Genomic DNA, 16,803 nt, shown 5'->3' on the forward strand with positions numbered 1-16,803 from the left:
AAAGTGCAAGGGAAGATGTTCCAACGGTCACTTGTGTCGGCCCGGATGTCCAAATCCACGTCCTCCGCGACGTATCGTAATTCTGTTTCGTTGCGGTCGTCGGTGGGTGTAGTGAGTCGAATCACTTTTCGTGGGGTCTTGTCCGTCGAAGAATTCCGGGCGCTGTGGTTGGCCGAGTTGCTGTCCGTCACCGGTGACCAGTTCGCGCGGGTCGCGCTGGTGGTGCTGGTGTTCGATCGCACCGGCTCCGCTGCGATAGCGGGGCTGACCTACGCCTTGACGTTCGTTCCCGCCCTGGCCGGAACTCTGGCCCTGTCCCAGGTCGCCGATCAGCGTCCGCGCCGCCAGGTCGTCGTCTTCGTGGACGGTCTGCGGGCTCTCGTCGTCGCGGTCATGGTGATCCCAGGTGTCGACCTGGTCTGGCTGTGCGTGCTGGTGTCGGTCCTGTCCTTCGTGGGCGGGCCTTACAGCGCCGCACAACTCGCGCTTCTCCGTGACTTGCTCAGTGCGGAGCAGTACTCGGTGGGCATGTCCCTCCGGCAGATCACCGTCCAGGCGGCTCAGCTGGCGGGAGTCGCGACCGGAGGCCTTCTCTCCACCGCGTTGAGTCCCCAGTTCTGCCTGGCGGTCAACGCCTTCACGTTCGCCGCGTCCGCGCTGTTGCTGGGGACGCGCATCCGTTCACGTCCCGCTTCGGCACCGGCTTCATCCTCCGCTCGGTTCGTCGCGGACGGTGTCACGCTGGTGTGGAGCGATCCTCGACGCCGCGCGATATTCGTCATGACCTTCCTGGGCGTGTGCTACGTCGTCCCGGAAGGAATCGCCGTGTCTTATGTGAGCGAGATGGGACACGGAGCCGTTGTGGTCGGGTTGGTCCTGGCGAGCTGCAGTGCCGGTGCCGTGATCGGGCTGCCGATCTTCGTTCGTTTCGTGACACCGGACCGTCAGCGGGTCGCGCTTGCAGTCGTTTGCGTGGCTGTTGGCATCCCGCTGGTTCCGATCGCCCTGGTCGATGGGATTTTCGTTGCCATGGTGGCGTTTGCCGTCAGTGGCGCTCTGTGGGCCGCGCTGGTGGTCATGTCGGCGTCTTTCCTGGCGGAACTGCTGCCGGACGCTTCCCGGTCGAGGGGGATGGGGCTGGCTTCGTCCGCGAACGTTGCCGCGCAGGGAATGGGGATCGGGGTTTCGGGCTTGGCCGCCGAAGTCGTGAACCCGTCGTGGGTGATCGCGATCGCCGGCGCGGTTTCCGTTCCTTTGGCGTTGTGGCCAAGCTTGTCCTGGCTGAGGTCCACAGCTCCTCCGCGTTGATCCGCGGGCATGGGTGCGAGTTCGCGACGGAAGCCACTGCACTCCCACCGTTCAGTCACGTCCCGTTTTGACGGACATCTGAGATCAGGGGTTTTGCCCTTGGAGGATGTCCTTGTCAAGACCACGGGCTCGAACAAGCCCCGGCGTCCTCGTCGTGCGTTCACCCCGGAGTTCAAGGCGGAGATCGTCGAGCAGTGCCAAGCCGAGCGCGACGCTGGGAACCGCGACGACGGCGGGCTGAGCAGCGGCGAGAAGACCGAGCTGGCCGCGCTGCGGAGGGAGAACCGGCGGCTGCGCGAGGACGTGGGGATCCTCAAGCGTGCGTGCGAACTGCTCCAGGTCTCCCGGTCCGCCGATTACAACCAGCGCATGGCTCCTGCGCGAAGCCGGCCGGGCCGGGCGGGCGCCGAAACGGTGGCGTACCACCACGATCCCGGGCAGGGTTCACCGTTCGATGCCGACGAGATCCGTCAGTCGTTGAACGTCTGCTGACCGAGGACGCGGAGGAAGTCGAAGCTTTCCGCCGTGGTGGAGCCCGGCTGTGGCCGGAAGATCACCAGTCGGTGTCCGGTCGTGGTGCTGAGCACGATGTCACACTGCACCTCCAGTCGGCCCGCACGCGGGTGCAGGAGCGTCTTGGGCGTGGATCGCAGTGGCTGGACGTGCATGTCCTGCCAGTACCGGGCGAACTCCGCGCTGGCGCCGAGGAGGTCGTCCACCAGCCGCTGCGCGGTGCGGTCGGAGCCGAGCCGTGCGGTGGCGGCGCGGAGGTCGGCCGCGTACCCGCGGCCGATCTCCTCGTGCTCCTCGGGTGTGTTGAGTGCCCGCGAGCTCGGTTCCGTGAACCAGCGCCACGTGACGTTGGCCTCGCGACCCTCCAACCCGGTCCAGGGGCCGATGAGCGCGCGGCTCAACGGGTTCTGTGCCTGCACGGTGGTGAGGTCGTCGATGACGTGGGCGGGCACGGTGGTGAGCGCGTCCAGCAGGAACATCATCGAAGGGTCGACGTACCCGCCGCGCGCGGGGCGCGCGGGCGGCGGGTAGCCGGCCAGCCGGTAGAGGTAGTCGCGTTCGTCGACCGTCAGCCGCAGGGCGCGGGCCAGGTTGGCCAGCAGCGCCTCGGAGGGGTTCGATCCTCGGGAGCGCTCCAGGCGCTCGTAGTAGTCCACGGAGAGGTTCGCCAGCATCGCCACCTCCTCCCGCCGCAGGCCCGGTGTGCGCCTGCGGCCGCCGGGGACGAGCCCGACGTCCTCCGGGCGCATCGCTTCCCGCCGCGCGCGCAGGAAGCCACCGAGGTCGTTGTCCGCCATGAGCTGCCTTTCGACTGGGATCACTCCTGGATCGACGCCATCGCCTGGGGCGCGTAGCGCTGGCCGGCGACGGCGTCGGCGGGTACGGCCTCGTCGAGCTTCTTCAAGGTGACCTGGTCGAGGACGACGCCGGCTGCCGCGACATTCTGCTCGAGGTACGTCCGGCGCTTGGTGCCGGGGATCGCGGTCACGTGGTCACCTTGAGCCAAAACCCACGCCAGCGCCAGCTGACCCGCGGTGATTCCCAGTTCGTCCGCGACGGCTCGCACGCGCTCCACCAGCCGCAGGTTGTGCTGGAGGTTCTCGCCGGCGAACCGCGGCGCGGTGCGGCGGAAGTCGTTGTCCGGCAGGTCCTCGACGCCGCGCAGCCCGCCGGTGAGCAAGCCGCGGCCGAGCGGCGAGTAGGCGACGAAGCCGATGCCCAGTTCCCGGACGGTGTCCAGCACGCCGTTGGTCTCGACGGTGCGGGTGAACAGCGAGTACTCGGTCTGCACCGCCGAGAGGTGCGCGGTGGCGTGCGCGGCGCGGATCGATTCCGGCAGCGCTTCGCAGATGCCCAGGTACCGCACCTTGCCCGCGGCCACGAGCTCGCCGAGCGCCCCGAACGTCTCCTCGACGGGCACAGCCGGATCGACCCGGTGCTGGTAGTAGAGGTCGATGTAGTCGGTGCCCAGGCGGCGCAACGACCCGTCGACCGCGGTGCGCAGGTACTCAGGCCTTCCGTTGGGGCCGCCGACGATCCGCCCGGAGTCATCGAGGGTCAGCCCGCCGGACTTGGTGGCGACGACAACCTGGTCGCGGCGGCCGGCGAGGGCGCGACCGAGGAGCTCCTCGCCGCTGAACGGGCCGTACATGTCGGCGGTGTCGAACAGCGTGACACCCAGGTCGATGGCGCGGTGGACGGTCGCGACGGACTCGGCGTCGTCAGGGGTGCCGTACATCGCGGTCATGCCCATCGTGCCGAGGCCCTCGACGGAGGCCACCAGTCCACGGTTGCCGATGGCGTGCGGCTTCAAAGTCATTGATTTCCCTTTTCTGACCTGGTTGTCGGCGACGTCCGGCCGACTTGCAGAACCCAGTCTGCGGGTGATCCGCCCCGCCACGGGCGCCCTCCTCATCCCCGGTCCGGCAGGGCGACCCAGGACAGCCGGACCGTCGCTAGCGTCGGCATCGTCCACATCGGTCGCCGCCACGACGGCAGAAACGGTGGAAATCCTGATGAAGAGCGTTGTCGCTGCCGCATGCCTCACCACGGCCTTGGTCGCCTGTTCGCCGTCCGCCGGCCCACCCGCCACCGGTGGGCCGCCCGCCACCACCGCCGGGCTGGTGCCGGGACAGGTGACCGAGCTGGCCCGCGGCCTGCAGATGCCGTGGGGCCTGGCATTTCTCCCCGACGGAACGGCCCTGGTGTCCGGGCGGGTGTCCGGCGAGATCCACCGCATCCCGGGCGGCGGCGGCGAAGCGGCACTGGTCGGTTCCGTGCCGGGTGTCACCCAGAGCGCGGAAGGCGGCCTGCTCGGGCTGGCCACCTCGCCGGCGTTCGAGTCCGACCGCACCGTCTTCGCCTACGTGTCGTCGTCCCCGGCCAACCGGGTCGTCGCGCTGCGCATCGCCGAGGACTTCCAGTCGCTGCACCAGGAGCGGGTGGTGCTTGACGGCATCGGTACCGGCAACCGCCACCACGGCGGGCGCCTGCAGTTCGGCCCCGACGGCAACCTGTGGATCGGCACAGGTGACGCGTTCGACACCACGACCGCGCCGAATCGCGACTCGCTCAACGGCAAGGTCCTGCGCATCCGTCCGGATGGGACGGTCCCGCCGGACAACCCCTTCGGCACACCGGTCTTCAGCACCGGGCACCGCAACGTGCAGGGCATCGCGTTCGCCCAGGACGGCACGGCCTACGCCGCCGAACTCGGCCTGAACGCCTGGGACGAGCTCAACGTGCTGCGCGCGGGCGCCGACTACGGCTGGCCCGCGGCGGAGGGCCCGGACGGACGGGGAGGTGAGCGGCCGATCTTCGCGCTGCGGCCCACCGAGGCGTCGCCGTCGGGCATCGCGTACGCGGGAGGCGCGGTGTGGGCCGCGTGCCTGCGGGGCCAGCGGTTGTGGCGCCTGCCGGTGAACGGAAGCACTCGCGCCGGCGATCCAACCGCCCACCTGGTCGAGCAGTACGGCCGCCTGCGGGCCGTGCACGTCGCACCCGACGGCGCCCTGTGGATCACCACCTCCAACACCGACCGAACGACGCTCGGCGGAGTCGCCCCCACGAACGGCGACGACCGCGTCCTGCGCGTCGAGCTCGTCCCCGCCCGATGATCCCAGGGAGGATCGGCATGTCCGTCGTCCTGGTCACCGGAGCCGCCGACCACGAGGTCGCCGCCTATGCCGAACCAGACCCGCTCTTCGCGCGCAACGAAGAGGCGACCGCCGGGCTGTTCCCGCCTGGCGTCGTCCCCTGACCGGAAGGCGTCGCCCGCGAGATCCCCGAGTCCTCATCTTCCCGTTCTGCACAAGCCTTTCCATGCGGTCATCGCTGACACGAAGTCCATTGTGGATATAACAACGAGGCGGCTCGGCTGGCTCGTGAAAAGTTCGTGACCCGCACAGCGAGCTCCTCGTCCCTGCCCAGCACTGAACTTCTCTGGAGGAAACAATGTCCGAGCACGCCGTCGCCACACAGACCCGTCCGCGGTTCGTCATCTTCACCGTCATCGCGGGAGCCGTCGCTGCCGTGGCCGCGTTCACCGCCGACTCGCTCAGCTTCCCCGCCTGGGCGATGTTCGTCGGTTGGGTCGCCTGGTTCAGCCGTCCCGCCTCTCCCGTGCAGGGCCTGCACGCCATGGTTTGCCTCTGGCTGGGGCTGGTCCTGGCCGCAGCGGGCCAGCTCCTGGCCGGGGTACTGGCTCCGGTAACCGGTGCCGCGGCACTGCCACTGGCCGTCTTCGTTCTCGCGCTCGTCGTGGTGGGCCTGCGCACGACGCCGGTCCTGAACAACATGCTCGCCTGGTTCCTCGGCCTGATTGCGTTCTACGCCGCCCACTCCAACGAAATCGCTTCTACGCTGCTGAGCCTGGCGGCCGCCACCGCGATCGGAGCCGCGGCGGGATTCGCCTGCCAACGCCTTCAGCGCCAGTTCGCCTGAGTCCGAGGCCGGTGGCTGATCGCATTGCCGATCGCCACCGGCCGTCGACCCCGGCCGTCACCGGCGAACAGCGGGGCAGCCCCGTTGCGGACCGCGACCAAGCCGAACGCCCAGCCGCTCGCGCCCACCAGCACCGGTTGCACTACGTGCGGACACCTGTCCGATTCATGACCACCCACTACACCGCAGGGAAGAGATCAGTGGACATCTCACTCGAAGTGAACGGCCGCGCCGAACACCTCAGCATCGACCTCGGCGTGACGCTGCTCGACGCGCTGCGCGAGCGACTCGGAGTCACCGGGCCGAAGAAGGGCTGCGACCGTGGCCAGTGCGGGGCGTGCACGGTGCACGTCGGCGGCAGGCCCGTGCTTTCCTGCCTCACGCTCGCCGCCACCGTGACCAAGCCGGTCACCACCGTGGAAGGTCTGTCCACAACGGGCGAACTGCACCCCGTGCAGCGGGCCTTCGCCGACCAGGACGCCCTGCAGTGCGGGTTCTGCACGCCGGGACAGATCATGTCCGCGGTGGCGGCCGTCGAGCAGGACGTCGACGATGTCCGCGAGTTCATGTCGGGCAACCTCTGCCGCTGCTCGGCGTACCCGAACATCGTCAAGGCCGTCGAGCAGGCGAGGAGGGCCGATGCGACCCTTTGAGCTGGCCGCGCCGGCCACCGTCGGCGAGGCGACGGGCTCGACGGGCACCTTCCTGGCCGGCGGCACCACGCTCGTCGACCTGATGAAGCTCAACGTTGTGACACCGCATCGAGTACTGGACATCAACGGGCTCCCACTGCACGGCATCGACACCGGCGACGGGTTGCGCATCGGCGCGCTCGAACGAATGGCCGACATCGCCGCGCACCCCGGCGTCTACCCGGTGATCTCCCGGGCACTGCTGCTCAGCGCCTCCCAGCAACTGCGCAACATGGCCAGCATCGGCGGCAACCTGATGCAGCGCACCCGATGCACGTACTTCCGGGATGTGAGCATGCCGTGCAACCGGCGCGAGCCCGGCAGCGGCTGTCCCGCGACGACCGGCACGAACCGGATGCACGCCGTGTTCGGCACCAGCGGGTCGTGCGTCGCCACGCACGCCAGCGACGTCGCAGTAGCCCTTGCCGCGCTCGACGCGGAGGTCCGGCTCGCCGGTCCGGACGGCGAGCGGACCGTGCGGCTGACCGACTTCTACCGCACCCCGGCCGGCTCCCCCGAGATCGAGCACGACCTGCGCCAGGGTGAGCTGATCACCGAGATCGTCGTGCCGCGCCTGGACTGGGCCGGGCGGTCGACGTACGTGAAGGTGCGCGACCGCCAGTCCTACGAGTTCGCGCTCTGCTCGGCGGCGGTCGCCATGGACGTCCGCGACGGGATCGTCGCGGACGTCCGGGTAGCGGCGGGCGGCGTGGCCACCGTGCCCTGGCGACTGCCGTCCGTCGAGGCGGCGCTGCGCGGCAGGCCCGCGACGGAGGAGTCGTTCGCCGTGGCGGCGGCGCTCGCGACCGACGGCGCGAAGCCGCTGGCGGACAACGCTTTCAAGCTGTCGCTGCTACCGCGGACGATCGTCCGCGCCCTGCTCGAAGTCACCGAGAGGAGCCGCTGATGCCCGCACGGCTGGACGCACCGATGAAGGTCACCGGCGACGCGAAGTACGCGATGGACCACAACTTCCCCGGCATGGCCTACGGCTACGTCGTGGTCAGCACCATCGCGCACGGCGAGATCGAGAGCATGGACGTCACCGCGACCAAGAGCGCCCCAGGCGTGCTCGAGGTCTACTCTCCCTTCGACCCGCTCGCGCTGGGCCCGGTCTCGACGCCGATGTTCGGCGAAACCTGGGTTCCCCTGCGCGACAAGGAAGTCACTTACGCCGGGCAGCCGATCGGGTTCGTCGTGGCGGAGACGTTCGAGCAGGCTCGCGACGCCGCGATGCTGGTCGGGGTGTCCTACCGGGAACTGCCCGCGCTGACCTCACTGGTAGACGGGCTGGACACCGCAGTGGCCATGGCGCCTGGCCATGTGGACGAGCCGCCCGAGCTGACCGTGCTGGAGGAGGGCGTGTCCTCGATCGAGGAGGCGTTCGCCGCCAGCGCGGTGGTCGTCGACGCGACCTACCGCACCGCGGCACAGAACCACGTCCCGATGGAGCCGCACTCGGCCGTCGCCGTGTGGGAGGCGGGCGAGCTGACCGTCTACAGCGGAAACCAGGGCGCCCACCTGCCGGCCCTGGAGCTGAGCATGGCGCTGGGCCTGGAGCCGTCGGCGGTGCGGGTGGTGAACCCCTTCGTGGGCGGTGCCTTCGGCGGTAAGGGCCAAACCTCGGCACCCGCGTTCCTGGCCGCCGCCGCGTCCCGCAGGCTCGGCAGGCCGGTGAAGGCGTCGCTGACCCGGGAGCAGGTGTTCACGGCGACAGCGGGCCGTGCGGCGACAGTGCAGCAGATCACGCTGGGCGCGGATCGGGACGGCACGCTGATCGCGCTGCGGCACGACTCGTGGTGCAGCACCGACATCGCGGGGTCGTTCATCGAGCCGACCTCCCACGGCACGTCCCGCAAGTGGTACGCGACGCGGAACCTGGCGATCAGCCAGAAGATCGTGCCGCTGCACCTCCCGCCGACGACGTACATGCGGGCACCCGGTGAGGCGCCCGGCTCGTTCGCGCTGGAGAGCGCGATGGACGAGCTGGCCGAGGCACTCGGGATGGACCCGATCGAGCTGCGGCGGCGCAACAACTCGCTCGCCCCGCCCGGCAGGGACCTGCCGTGGTCGAGCAAGCACCTCGACGAGTGCTTTCGCATCGGTGCCGACCGGTTCGGCTGGGCCGGCCGGACCCCGGGCGGACGCGCCGACGGTGACTGGCTGGTGGGCATGGGCGTGGCGGTGGCGATGTTCCCGGCCCAGCGGTTCCCGGCGTCGGTCGGGATCACCCTGAACGCCGACGGCACGGTGGACGTCCAGACCGGCGGCGCGGACCCGGGAACCGGCCTGCTGACCGTGCTGTCCCTGGTGGGGGCCGAATCGCTCGACATCGCGGCGGACCGGATCCGGCCGCGGATCGGCGACTCGGCGCTGCCGCCCGGCGGCATGTCCGCGGGGTCGACCGCCACGGCCAGCGCGGGCACGGCGATCATGGCGGGCGCGGCCCAGGTGATCGGCGAACTGCTCACCCTGGCCGCGTCTCCGGGCGCGCCGTTCGCCGGCGAGGAGGTCACCTACGCCGACGGCCGTGTGCACGGCCAGGGCCACACGATGACCTTCGGCGAGGTGCTGCGCGCGACCGGCCGTCCGGGGCTCACCGCGGTCGGCTCCTCGGCGCCCGGCGAAGAGATGACGAAGCGCTCCTTCAGCTCGTTCGGCGCGCAGTTCGTCGAGGTCCGGGTGCACCGCCTGACCCGCGAGGCGCGGGTGTCGCGGATGCTCGGGGTGTTCGACGGCGGCCGGATCATCAACCACCAGACGGCGCGCAACCAGCTCATGGGCGGCATGATCTGGGGCGTGTCGGCCGCGCTGCACGAGGGCTTCGAGATCGGCGTGGGCGAGGTCCGCGGCCGTGTCGCCAACGCCGACCTCGCCGGCTACCTGATTCCGGTCAACGCCGACATCCCGGACATCGACGTGCACTTCGTGGAGTACCCGGACACCCTGCACAACGACCTCGGAGCGCGCGGCCTCGGCGAGATCGGCACGGTCGGCGTGGCGGCGGCGGTCGCCAACGCGATCCACAACGCCACCGGGATCCGGGTCCGGCACATCCCGATCCGGATCGAGGACCTGCTGGCCTGACGGGCGCTCATCCGCCAGGAGCGGACCAGACGAGCCGTCTGCGCGGGGGAGGAAGGACGCTCAGTCGTACAGGTCGTTCAGTCCGCCCCGGTCGCGGAAGAGGAACATCCACTCCGCGACGCGCAGCAGCGCGTCGTCCTCGGTGGCGTAGCGAACCGCCTGCAGACATGCGACCGAGATGCGTGTGCGGACGTCGTCGTAGCGCTCTGGATCCGGCCAACGCAGAAGGGCATCGGGCTGGGCGGCGTCGAGCGGTCGCACGACCAGTTCGGCGAAGAGCGGCGGCCTCTTCCGTGCGACCGCGGATCCGCGTTCAGGCACCGTGCGTCAACCACGTAACGCCCGGCGAGCTCCGCCTGCCGGGCGACGTAGCGCAGCAGCGAGGACTTGCCGATGCCGCCGGGCCATGGAGGTGTGCCACGACTGGAGCGAGACGCCGCGCGGTCGGTCCGGTCCAACCGCGGGCGGGGAGTGGTCCGGTGGTGGATGACGCGCGATCGCCGCGGGTGAGCGACCCGTTGCAGAGTTCCGGCACCCCGCAGGCGTGTACCACTCTGCCTCCCCCGGCGATGTGGACGAGCGCCCGGAGTGGTTCAGCGGTCTTGCCGCCGTCGGCCGGAGGACAACAGCCGCATCCCGTTGAGCGCCACGAGGACGGTGGATCCCTCGTGGCCCGCGACGCCGAGAGGGAGTGGCAGCGTCCCGAACAGGTCCCACGCCGACAGCACCACGATGAACGTTCCGGCGATCGCGAGGTTGGCGACCACGACGCGCCTGGCGCGGCGAGCCAGTGCCACCACCGCCGGGACCACGGTGAGATCGTCGCCGACCACCACGGCGTCAGCGGTGTCCACGGTGAGTGCGGAACCCCTGCGTCCCATAGCCATGCCCGCGTGTGCGGTCGCGAGAGCGGGCGCGTCGTTCACGCCGTCTCCGACGAACAGCACGTTGCCGCTCATCTCCCGAACGGCCCGCACCTTGTCCTGGGGCAGCAACTCCGCACGGACCTCGCTGATGCCGACGGCGGCCGCAACCCGGTGTGCCGCGGCGTGGTTGTCGCCCGTCAGCAGGACCGGGCTCCGTCCGATGAGGACGGTGAGGTCGTGCACGGCGTTGTGGCTTGACGACCGGATTCGGTCAGCGAGTTCGATGATCGCGACCTGACGGTCGTCCACGGCTACCTCGACTGCGGTGTTGTGCTGGGAGTCGTGTCGCCGCACGGCAATCGAATGCCCGGAGACCCGCGCAGTCACTCCCACGCCGGGTGTGGCCTGGAAGTCGCCGGCCGTCGGGAGCTGAAGCTGCCGCTGCCGTGCCTCGGCCACGATGGCCCGTCCGATCGGGTGCTCGCTGAACTGCTCGGCCGCCGCGGCCAGCACCAGCACCTCGTCCTCGTTCTGCCCGGTGACGATGCCGACGACCTGAGGCGTGCCTTCGGTGAGCGTGCCGGTCTTGTCGAACGCGACCGAGTCCACCGTGCCGAGCTGTTCCATGGCGACCGCGGACTTCACCAGCACACCGCGCTTGCCCGCGTTCGCGATCGCCGCCAGCAATGGAGGCATCGTGGCGAGCACGAGGGCGCACGGTGAAGCGACGATCATGAACGTCATCGCTCGCAGCAGCGTGGGTTCGAACGCCGCGCCGAACAGCAGGGGCACTGTGAACAACGCCAGCGTCGCGGCCACCACGCCGACCGAGTAGCGCTGTTCGACCTTCTCGATGAACAGCTGTGTCTTCGCCTTCGTGGCCGAGGCCTGCTCGACCATGACCACGATTCTGGCGATCACGGAGTCCTTCGGTTCGCGGCTGACTCGCACCCGCAGAACCCCGGTGCCGTTGAGCGAGCCCGCGAAGACCTCGTGTCCGTGTTGCTTCGGCACCGGCAGTGGTTCGCCGGTGATGGAGGCCTCGTCGACCTCGCTGTTCCCGTCGACCACCTCGCCGTCCGCGCCGATCCGCTCGCCGGGCCGCACGAGGATCTCGTCGCCGATCCGCAGCGTCTCCGCGTCCACCTCCCGTTCCCGGCTGTCCGGCAGGAGCAGGCACGCCCGCTGTGGTGCGAGATCGAGCAGGCCGCGCACCGAGTCGGCGGTGCGCTGGGTGAGCACGGCTTCGAGCGCACCGGACGTCGCGAAGATGACGATCAGCAGGCCGCCGTCGACGACCTGTCCGATGGAGGCGGCACCGATCGCCGCGACGATCATCAGCAGGTCGACGTCGAGCGTCCGCTCCCGCAGCGCCTTCAGCCCGGCGAGGGCGGGTTCCCAGCCGCCGGCGACGTAGCAGGCGAGCAGCAGCGTCCACCACGTCCACGGCGCCGCGCCCACGAGTTTCGCGCCGACGCCGAGCAGGAACAGGGCGGTGGCCGCGATCGCCCAGCGGACTTCCGTGATCGCGAACGGGGAACGGCTCGGAGCCGGTGTCCGGTGCGGGCTGTCGATGAGGAACGTCGAAGTCACCCCAGCACCATACAGGAACATCTGAAGACCTCTTCATGTGTTCACTGACTAGGATGCTGTCATGGGTCATGGAGCCGAGGGCAGGACTACACCGCCGGCGCAGCTGGACGCCGAGTCGGCGGCGACGGTGGCGGCCACCCTCCAGGCGCTCGCGACGCCGAGCCGCCTGCGGATCCTGACCCGGTTGCGGCACGGCGCCTGTTCGGTCGGTGAGCTCGCCGAGGCCGTGGAGATGGAGCAGTCCGCGGTGTCGCATCAGCTGCGGTTGTTGCGGGCGCTCAGCCTGGTGACCGGTACGCGCCAGGGTCGCAGCATCGTCTACAGCCTGTACGACAACCACGTCGCGATGCTGCTCGACGAGGCCGTCTACCACATCGAACACCTCGGTATCGGTGCCACCGACGATGTCGGGACCACCGCCTGATCGCAGCCGTGCACGGACTTGACGGGGAAGTGAGTTCGTGACAGGGCACGTGCGTGTCTTGAGACCTGAATATGACTATCATGTTCAAATGGTCAAGCGCACTCCGGTCACCGTGCTGTCCGGCTTCCTCGGCTCGGGCAAGACGACGTTGCTCAACCACGTGCTCGCCAACCGGGAAGGGCGGCGCGTGGCGGTGATCGTCAACGACATGAGCGAGATCAACATTGACGCCGCGCTGGTGGCGGGCCAGGGGAGCCTCGATCGCACGCAGGAGCGCCTGGTCGAGCTGACGAACGGCTGCATCTGCTGCACGTTGCGGGAGGACCTGCTCGACAGCGTCGGCGAGCTCGCGCGCTCGGGCCGGTTCGACACGATCCTGATCGAGTCCACGGGCATCTCGGAGCCGATGCCGGTGGCCGCGACCTTCGACTGGACGTTCGAGGACGGCACCAGCCTGTCCGACCACGCCCAGCTCGACACGATGGTCACCGTCGTGGACGCGGCGGGGTTCCTGCGCGAGCTGACCACCGGTGACCAGCTGGCCGAACGCGACATCGCCGCGGCGGAGGGGGACGAGCGCACGATCTCGGACCTGCTGGTCGACCAGGTCGAGTTCGCGGACCTGCTGGTCGTCAACAAGACGGACCTGGTGACCGAGGAGCAGCTCGCGACGCTCGACGCCGTGCTGCGCAGGATGAACCCCACCGCCCGGTTGCTGCACACCCGGCACGGCGTCGTCGACCTGGCCGAGGTGCTCGACACTGGCCGCTACGACCCGATCACCGCCGCACAGGCGCCTGGCTGGGCCCAGGAACTGGCGGGCACCGGCCACGTCCCGGAGACCGAGGAGTACGGCATCCGCTCGGTCGCGTTCCGCGCCTCGCGGCCGTTCCACCCGGCCCGGCTGGTGGCGGCGCTGGCCGACTGGGAAGGCGTGTTGCGCAGCAAGGGTTTCTGTCACATCGCCAGCCGCCCGGAGGTTCTCGCCGTGTGGTCGCAGGCAGGCCCGAACCTCACCCTGGAACCGGGGCAGCTGCTGGACGTTCCGCACGGCCACCAGGAGCTGGTCTTCATCGGTGTCGGCCTCGACCTCGACGAACCGCGCCGCCGCCTCGAGCCGGCGCTGCTGACCGACGAGGAGTTCGAGGCCGGTCCGGCGTACTGGCTCACGCTGGAGGACCCGCTGCCGGAGTGGGATCTCGCCGACCTGCACGAGCACGCCTGATGACCGGCCCGTCGACCGCGGACCCCGTCGCGGCCGAAGCGGTGTTCGCGCAGGCCGAGCTGGCATTCCTGGACGCGCTGCCGATCGCGGGCGTGGTGGCTGACGTCGGCCCCGGATCGGGCGCCGGCACGCTGCGGCTGGCCGAACGCGCCGGACGGGTCTACGCCGTCGACAACGACGAGGCGATGCTCGCTCTGGTGCGCGAGCGCGCTGAGCGGGCAGGGCTGGGCGACCGTGTGCGCACGGTGCTCCACGACCTCGACGACGGTCCCGTACCGCTGCCGGAACCCGTGTCGCTGATCTGGTCCGGTGCTTGCGTGCACCACGCGTTGTCCTGGCAGGACGCGGTGTCCGGGCTGGCCGGTCTGCTCGCGCCCGGCGGCCTGCTCGCACTCGGGGAGGGCGGCCTGCCCGCGCGTTGCCTGCCCTGGGACGTCGGCGTGGGCAGGCCGGGGCTGGAGGCTCGGCTCGACGCCGCGCACAACGAGTGGTTCACGGCGTGGTTCGAGGGCAGACCTGCGGTCGTGCGCGTGGCACGCGGATGGTCAGGCCTGTTGCGGTCCGCCGGACTCGAGCGGGTCACCAGCCGCAGCGTGCTGCTGGACTTGCCCGCCCCGCTCACCGAAGCGGAGCGAGAAGTCGTGCTCGCGGAGCTCACCGCACGGGTCGCACGAGCCCAGGCTTTTCTGGCCCAGGACGACCGCGTCGCGTGGAACAGCTTGCTCGACCGCACCTCACCGGTGTGGCTGGGCAACCGTGACGACCTGGCGCTGCTCACGGCCAGAACCATCCACATGGGACAGAGACGAGGCGGGCGGGGCTGACGACCGGAAGGCCGAGGTTCGCGGCGCGTTCGACGCGGCGGCGGACTTCGCAGCCCTGGGCCGCCACCTGCGGGAACCGATCGGCACGATGATGGCCGGGTGGTGCGCAAGCTCTCCCTGACGTCGCTGCGGCAGGAAGGCGTGGCAGAACTCGATGCGACCACCTCGATCGGCAGCGGCGCGGTCCCCGCTCGTCTGGAAATCGCTGCCCTCCGCTGCCGGCACGCCGACGGTCTGGCTGCTTCAGGTGAGGCGCTGCGGACGGTCGGGCCTGTAGGCGGTCCGGTCGTGCGGTTGCGCCGCTCGGGTGAACGGTCGAGATGCGGCATTCATGCGCATAACCTAATATGATGTTGCGCTGCGTGATGGCGCTAGGACATCCGGGTGGCATGAAGCCCCTGGGACATCGAAAGGGAGATTGCTCATGACCACGGCACACCTCGAACACACCGATCACGGCCACGCGCACGGTGAGGGGTGTGGCCATGTGGCGGTCCCGCACGGTGACCACGTGGACTACGCGCACGACGGTCACCTCCACCGAATGCACGACGGGCATTTCGACGAGTGCGAGCCGGCCGACCACCTTCCCCACTCCGATCACGACCACGCGCACGGTGAGGGGTGTGGCCATGTGGCAGTCCCGCACGGTGACCACGTGGACTACGCGCACGATGGACACCGCCACGCCGTTCATGGCGAGCACTACGACGAGCACTGACTCGCGCTGCTCATCGGGCAAGCCCGGACTCGGTGATCGGGTGTTGCGAGGGTTCTCCAGGTGAAGATCGAGGTCTGCCGCGCGCGACTGGGCGTGCGGCACCTGGTCAAAGGCTGGCGATCAGGTAGTACAGCGCGCTCAGGGTGACCGCGGCGGCGATGACGACAGCCGTGGCTCGGATCCACTGCTTGTTCACTTCTGCCTCCGTGCTTGGTGGTGGTCGCTGCGCTCATGGCCACTCGCTTGAAGTAGAGCACGCGTCGTCCGGCTCATGTTTCCCGGCTCCGCCGTGCCCTGCCGGTGCGGCTGCGTAGAGCCGGGCGCGTCGCTCTGCTCGGCATCGACCACGAGCGGCCCTGACCGTGCGACCGGCCGAACTCGGCGTCGTACCGGACATCGCGTGGTGATGAGCAGGTCGGCCGGAGGTCGTGCTGCCGAGTGTTGGGTCACCCCGGTCGTTTAAAACGACAATCATTGCCGTTAAGCTTCCCGCATGGGAGTCGAGCTCGTTCTGGTGGCCGGTCTGACGCAGCACGACGTGGCCGAGGAGATCTGGCGAGCGTTGCCCGGTGCGGTGCTGGTCCGCCACGATCTGCGTGATCTCACCGGGGGAGTGGTGCGCCGCTGGGTCGACGGCGAGCTGACCGTGCTGGAACTGGCACACGGCTGCGTGTCCTGCACGCTGCGCCTGGACCTGTTGCCGCTGCTGGAGAAACTGGGCGGCCGGGTGGTCGTCGACCTCGACCCGGCATTGGAGCCCGAAGCCGTCTGCTTCGCCCTGAGGGAGATCGACGCGCGCATCGAGGCGGTGGTCACCGTGGTCGACCGGGCGAACTGGCTGGCGGATGCCATCGGCGGGGACACGGTGGAGGACCGCGGTCTGGGCGCCGCCGCTGATGACGACCGCACGGTGGCGCAGGTCGTCGTGGGGCAGGCCGAGTTCGCCGACGCGCTCGTGCTGACCGGGCCCGGCGACGACGCGGTGCTGGACGCCGTGCTCGACCGGCTCAACCCCCGCGCACCCCGGACGGTCCGATCCGGGCTGGACGTGACCGCTCTGCTGGCCGCCATCCCGGACGACGCCCGCAGGGGCGGCTTCGACGACGGCTTCGGCACGCTGTTGCAAGGCCAGCCACCGCTGGAACCGGCAGGAGGTGTGTCGGTCGTCCACTTCACCGAACGACGCCCGTTCCACCCCGCGCGGCTGCACCAGGCCATCGACACGTTGCTCGACGGTGTGGTGCGCACGCGGGGCCGGGTGTGGCTGGCCAGCCAGCCGGACACCGCGCTGTGGCTGGAGTCCGCCGGCGGCGGCCTGAGCGTGGGCAACCTGGGGCCCTGGCTGGCGGCGGTGGAGGACTGGTCGGACGTCCCGCCGGACCGGTGCGCGATGGCTTCCGCGACCTGGCATCCGCGGTACGGCGATCGTTCCCAGGAGTTGGTGGTGATCACCGCGACCGCGTCGCCTGAGGAGATCACCGCCGCACTGCACGGCGCGCTGGTGACCGACGAGGAACTGGCGCTCGCCGACGAGCTGGAGTTCGTCGACCCGTTCGCCGAGTGGCACGACGAGATGGAGGGGTCGTGAACCAGGCCTTGCTGGCAGGA

The 16,803-nt window shown here is 69.9% G+C and carries 18 protein-coding genes; 14 read left to right on the forward strand and 4 right to left on the reverse strand.

Annotated elements, in window-relative coordinates; all coding sequences use genetic code 11:
* Positions 1-138: 138 nt before the first annotated feature.
* Positions 139-1,308 (forward strand): MFS transporter, encoded by a 1,170-nt coding sequence (locus tag BMW88_RS22025; RefSeq protein WP_177221227.1) that lies wholly within the window; start codon positions 139-141, stop codon positions 1,306-1,308.
* 99 nt (positions 1,309-1,407) lie between these two features.
* Positions 1,408-1,800 (forward strand): hypothetical protein, encoded by a 393-nt coding sequence (locus tag BMW88_RS44485; protein WP_089953454.1) that lies wholly within the window; start codon positions 1,408-1,410, stop codon positions 1,798-1,800.
* Here BMW88_RS44485 and BMW88_RS22035 read toward each other — a convergent pair.
* Entirely contained in the window at positions 1,779-2,642 is an 864-nt protein-coding gene (locus BMW88_RS22035) for a helix-turn-helix transcriptional regulator (RefSeq protein WP_245777968.1), read from the reverse strand. The genes BMW88_RS44485 and BMW88_RS22035 overlap by 22 nt on opposite strands.
* Positions 2,639-3,640, reverse strand: coding sequence for an aldo/keto reductase (locus BMW88_RS22040; RefSeq protein ID WP_218148164.1), 1,002 nt, complete (start codon positions 3,638-3,640; stop codon positions 2,639-2,641). The genes BMW88_RS22035 and BMW88_RS22040 overlap by 4 nt, the downstream gene beginning before the upstream one ends.
* A gap of 196 nt (positions 3,641-3,836) precedes the next feature.
* On the opposite strand from BMW88_RS22040, the gene BMW88_RS22045 reads away from it, so the two are divergent.
* From BMW88_RS22045 to BMW88_RS22065, 6 genes are all read left to right on the forward strand, one after another.
* Positions 3,837-4,937: a PQQ-dependent sugar dehydrogenase gene (locus BMW88_RS22045; protein WP_089953458.1), complete on the forward strand. Its 1,101-nt coding sequence runs from the start codon at positions 3,837-3,839 to the stop codon at positions 4,935-4,937.
* A 17-nt stretch (positions 4,938-4,954) separates the two neighbouring features.
* Positions 4,955-5,080 (forward strand): hypothetical protein, encoded by a 126-nt coding sequence (locus BMW88_RS44030; protein ID WP_281249430.1) that lies wholly within the window; start codon positions 4,955-4,957, stop codon positions 5,078-5,080.
* Between the two features lie 194 nt (positions 5,081-5,274).
* Positions 5,275-5,763, forward strand: a complete 489-nt coding sequence (locus BMW88_RS22050) for a DUF1097 domain-containing protein (RefSeq protein ID WP_089953460.1) — start codon at positions 5,275-5,277, stop codon at positions 5,761-5,763.
* A gap of 200 nt (positions 5,764-5,963) precedes the next feature.
* A complete protein-coding gene (locus BMW88_RS22055; protein ID WP_089953462.1) occupies positions 5,964-6,416 on the forward strand; it encodes a (2Fe-2S)-binding protein in 453 nt (150 codons plus the stop codon).
* Positions 6,403-7,362 (forward strand): FAD binding domain-containing protein, encoded by a 960-nt coding sequence (locus tag BMW88_RS22060; protein WP_089953463.1) that lies wholly within the window; start codon positions 6,403-6,405, stop codon positions 7,360-7,362. The genes BMW88_RS22055 and BMW88_RS22060 overlap by 14 nt, the downstream gene beginning before the upstream one ends.
* Positions 7,362-9,542 carry a xanthine dehydrogenase family protein molybdopterin-binding subunit gene (locus BMW88_RS22065; RefSeq protein WP_089953465.1) on the forward strand — a complete coding sequence of 727 codons (2,181 nt, stop codon included), beginning with the start codon at positions 7,362-7,364 and terminating at the stop codon, positions 9,540-9,542. Before BMW88_RS22060 ends, BMW88_RS22065 begins: the two co-directional genes overlap by 1 nt.
* Before the next feature lie 60 nt (positions 9,543-9,602).
* Here the strand turns inward: BMW88_RS22065 and BMW88_RS22070 are convergent, their stop codons facing one another.
* Together BMW88_RS22070 and BMW88_RS22075 are read right to left on the reverse strand one after the other, a co-directional pair.
* A complete protein-coding gene (locus BMW88_RS22070; RefSeq protein ID WP_089953467.1) occupies positions 9,603-9,863 on the reverse strand; it encodes a hypothetical protein in 261 nt (86 codons plus the stop codon).
* Between the two features lie 272 nt (positions 9,864-10,135).
* Complete coding sequence (locus tag BMW88_RS22075) at positions 10,136-12,001, reverse strand: heavy metal translocating P-type ATPase (RefSeq protein WP_281249431.1); 1,866 nt, start codon at positions 11,999-12,001, stop codon at positions 10,136-10,138.
* Positions 12,002-12,062: 61 nt separating this feature from the next.
* On the opposite strand from BMW88_RS22075, the gene BMW88_RS22080 reads away from it, so the two are divergent.
* The 6 genes from BMW88_RS22080 to mrf all read left to right on the forward strand — a co-directional run bounded on the left by BMW88_RS22080 (position 12,063) and on the right by mrf (position 16,783).
* Entirely contained in the window at positions 12,063-12,425 is a 363-nt protein-coding gene (locus tag BMW88_RS22080; RefSeq protein WP_089953470.1) for an ArsR/SmtB family transcription factor, read from the forward strand.
* 88 nt (positions 12,426-12,513) lie between these two features.
* On the forward strand, positions 12,514-13,650 hold the full coding sequence (locus BMW88_RS22085) for a GTP-binding protein (RefSeq protein WP_089953472.1): 1,137 nt from the start codon (positions 12,514-12,516) through the stop codon (positions 13,648-13,650).
* Positions 13,650-14,474: a class I SAM-dependent methyltransferase gene (locus tag BMW88_RS22090; protein WP_089953473.1), complete on the forward strand. Its 825-nt coding sequence runs from the start codon at positions 13,650-13,652 to the stop codon at positions 14,472-14,474. Before BMW88_RS22085 ends, BMW88_RS22090 begins: the two co-directional genes overlap by 1 nt.
* A 99-nt stretch (positions 14,475-14,573) precedes the next feature.
* Positions 14,574-14,825, forward strand: a complete 252-nt coding sequence (locus BMW88_RS41055; RefSeq protein WP_143116186.1) for a hypothetical protein — start codon at positions 14,574-14,576, stop codon at positions 14,823-14,825.
* Positions 14,826-14,898: 73 nt separating this feature from the next.
* On the forward strand, positions 14,899-15,195 hold the full coding sequence (locus tag BMW88_RS43410) for a hypothetical protein (RefSeq protein ID WP_089953475.1): 297 nt from the start codon (positions 14,899-14,901) through the stop codon (positions 15,193-15,195).
* A gap of 493 nt (positions 15,196-15,688) precedes the next feature.
* Positions 15,689-16,783, forward strand: a complete 1,095-nt coding sequence (gene mrf, locus BMW88_RS22100) for a ribosome hibernation factor-recruiting GTPase MRF (RefSeq protein ID WP_089953476.1) — start codon at positions 15,689-15,691, stop codon at positions 16,781-16,783.
* Positions 16,784-16,803: the final 20 nt, after the last annotated feature.

Origin of the sequence: Lentzea xinjiangensis, from assembly GCF_900110955.1 — a bacterium.
Lineage (GTDB): Bacteria > Actinomycetota > Actinomycetes > Mycobacteriales > Pseudonocardiaceae > Lentzea > Lentzea xinjiangensis.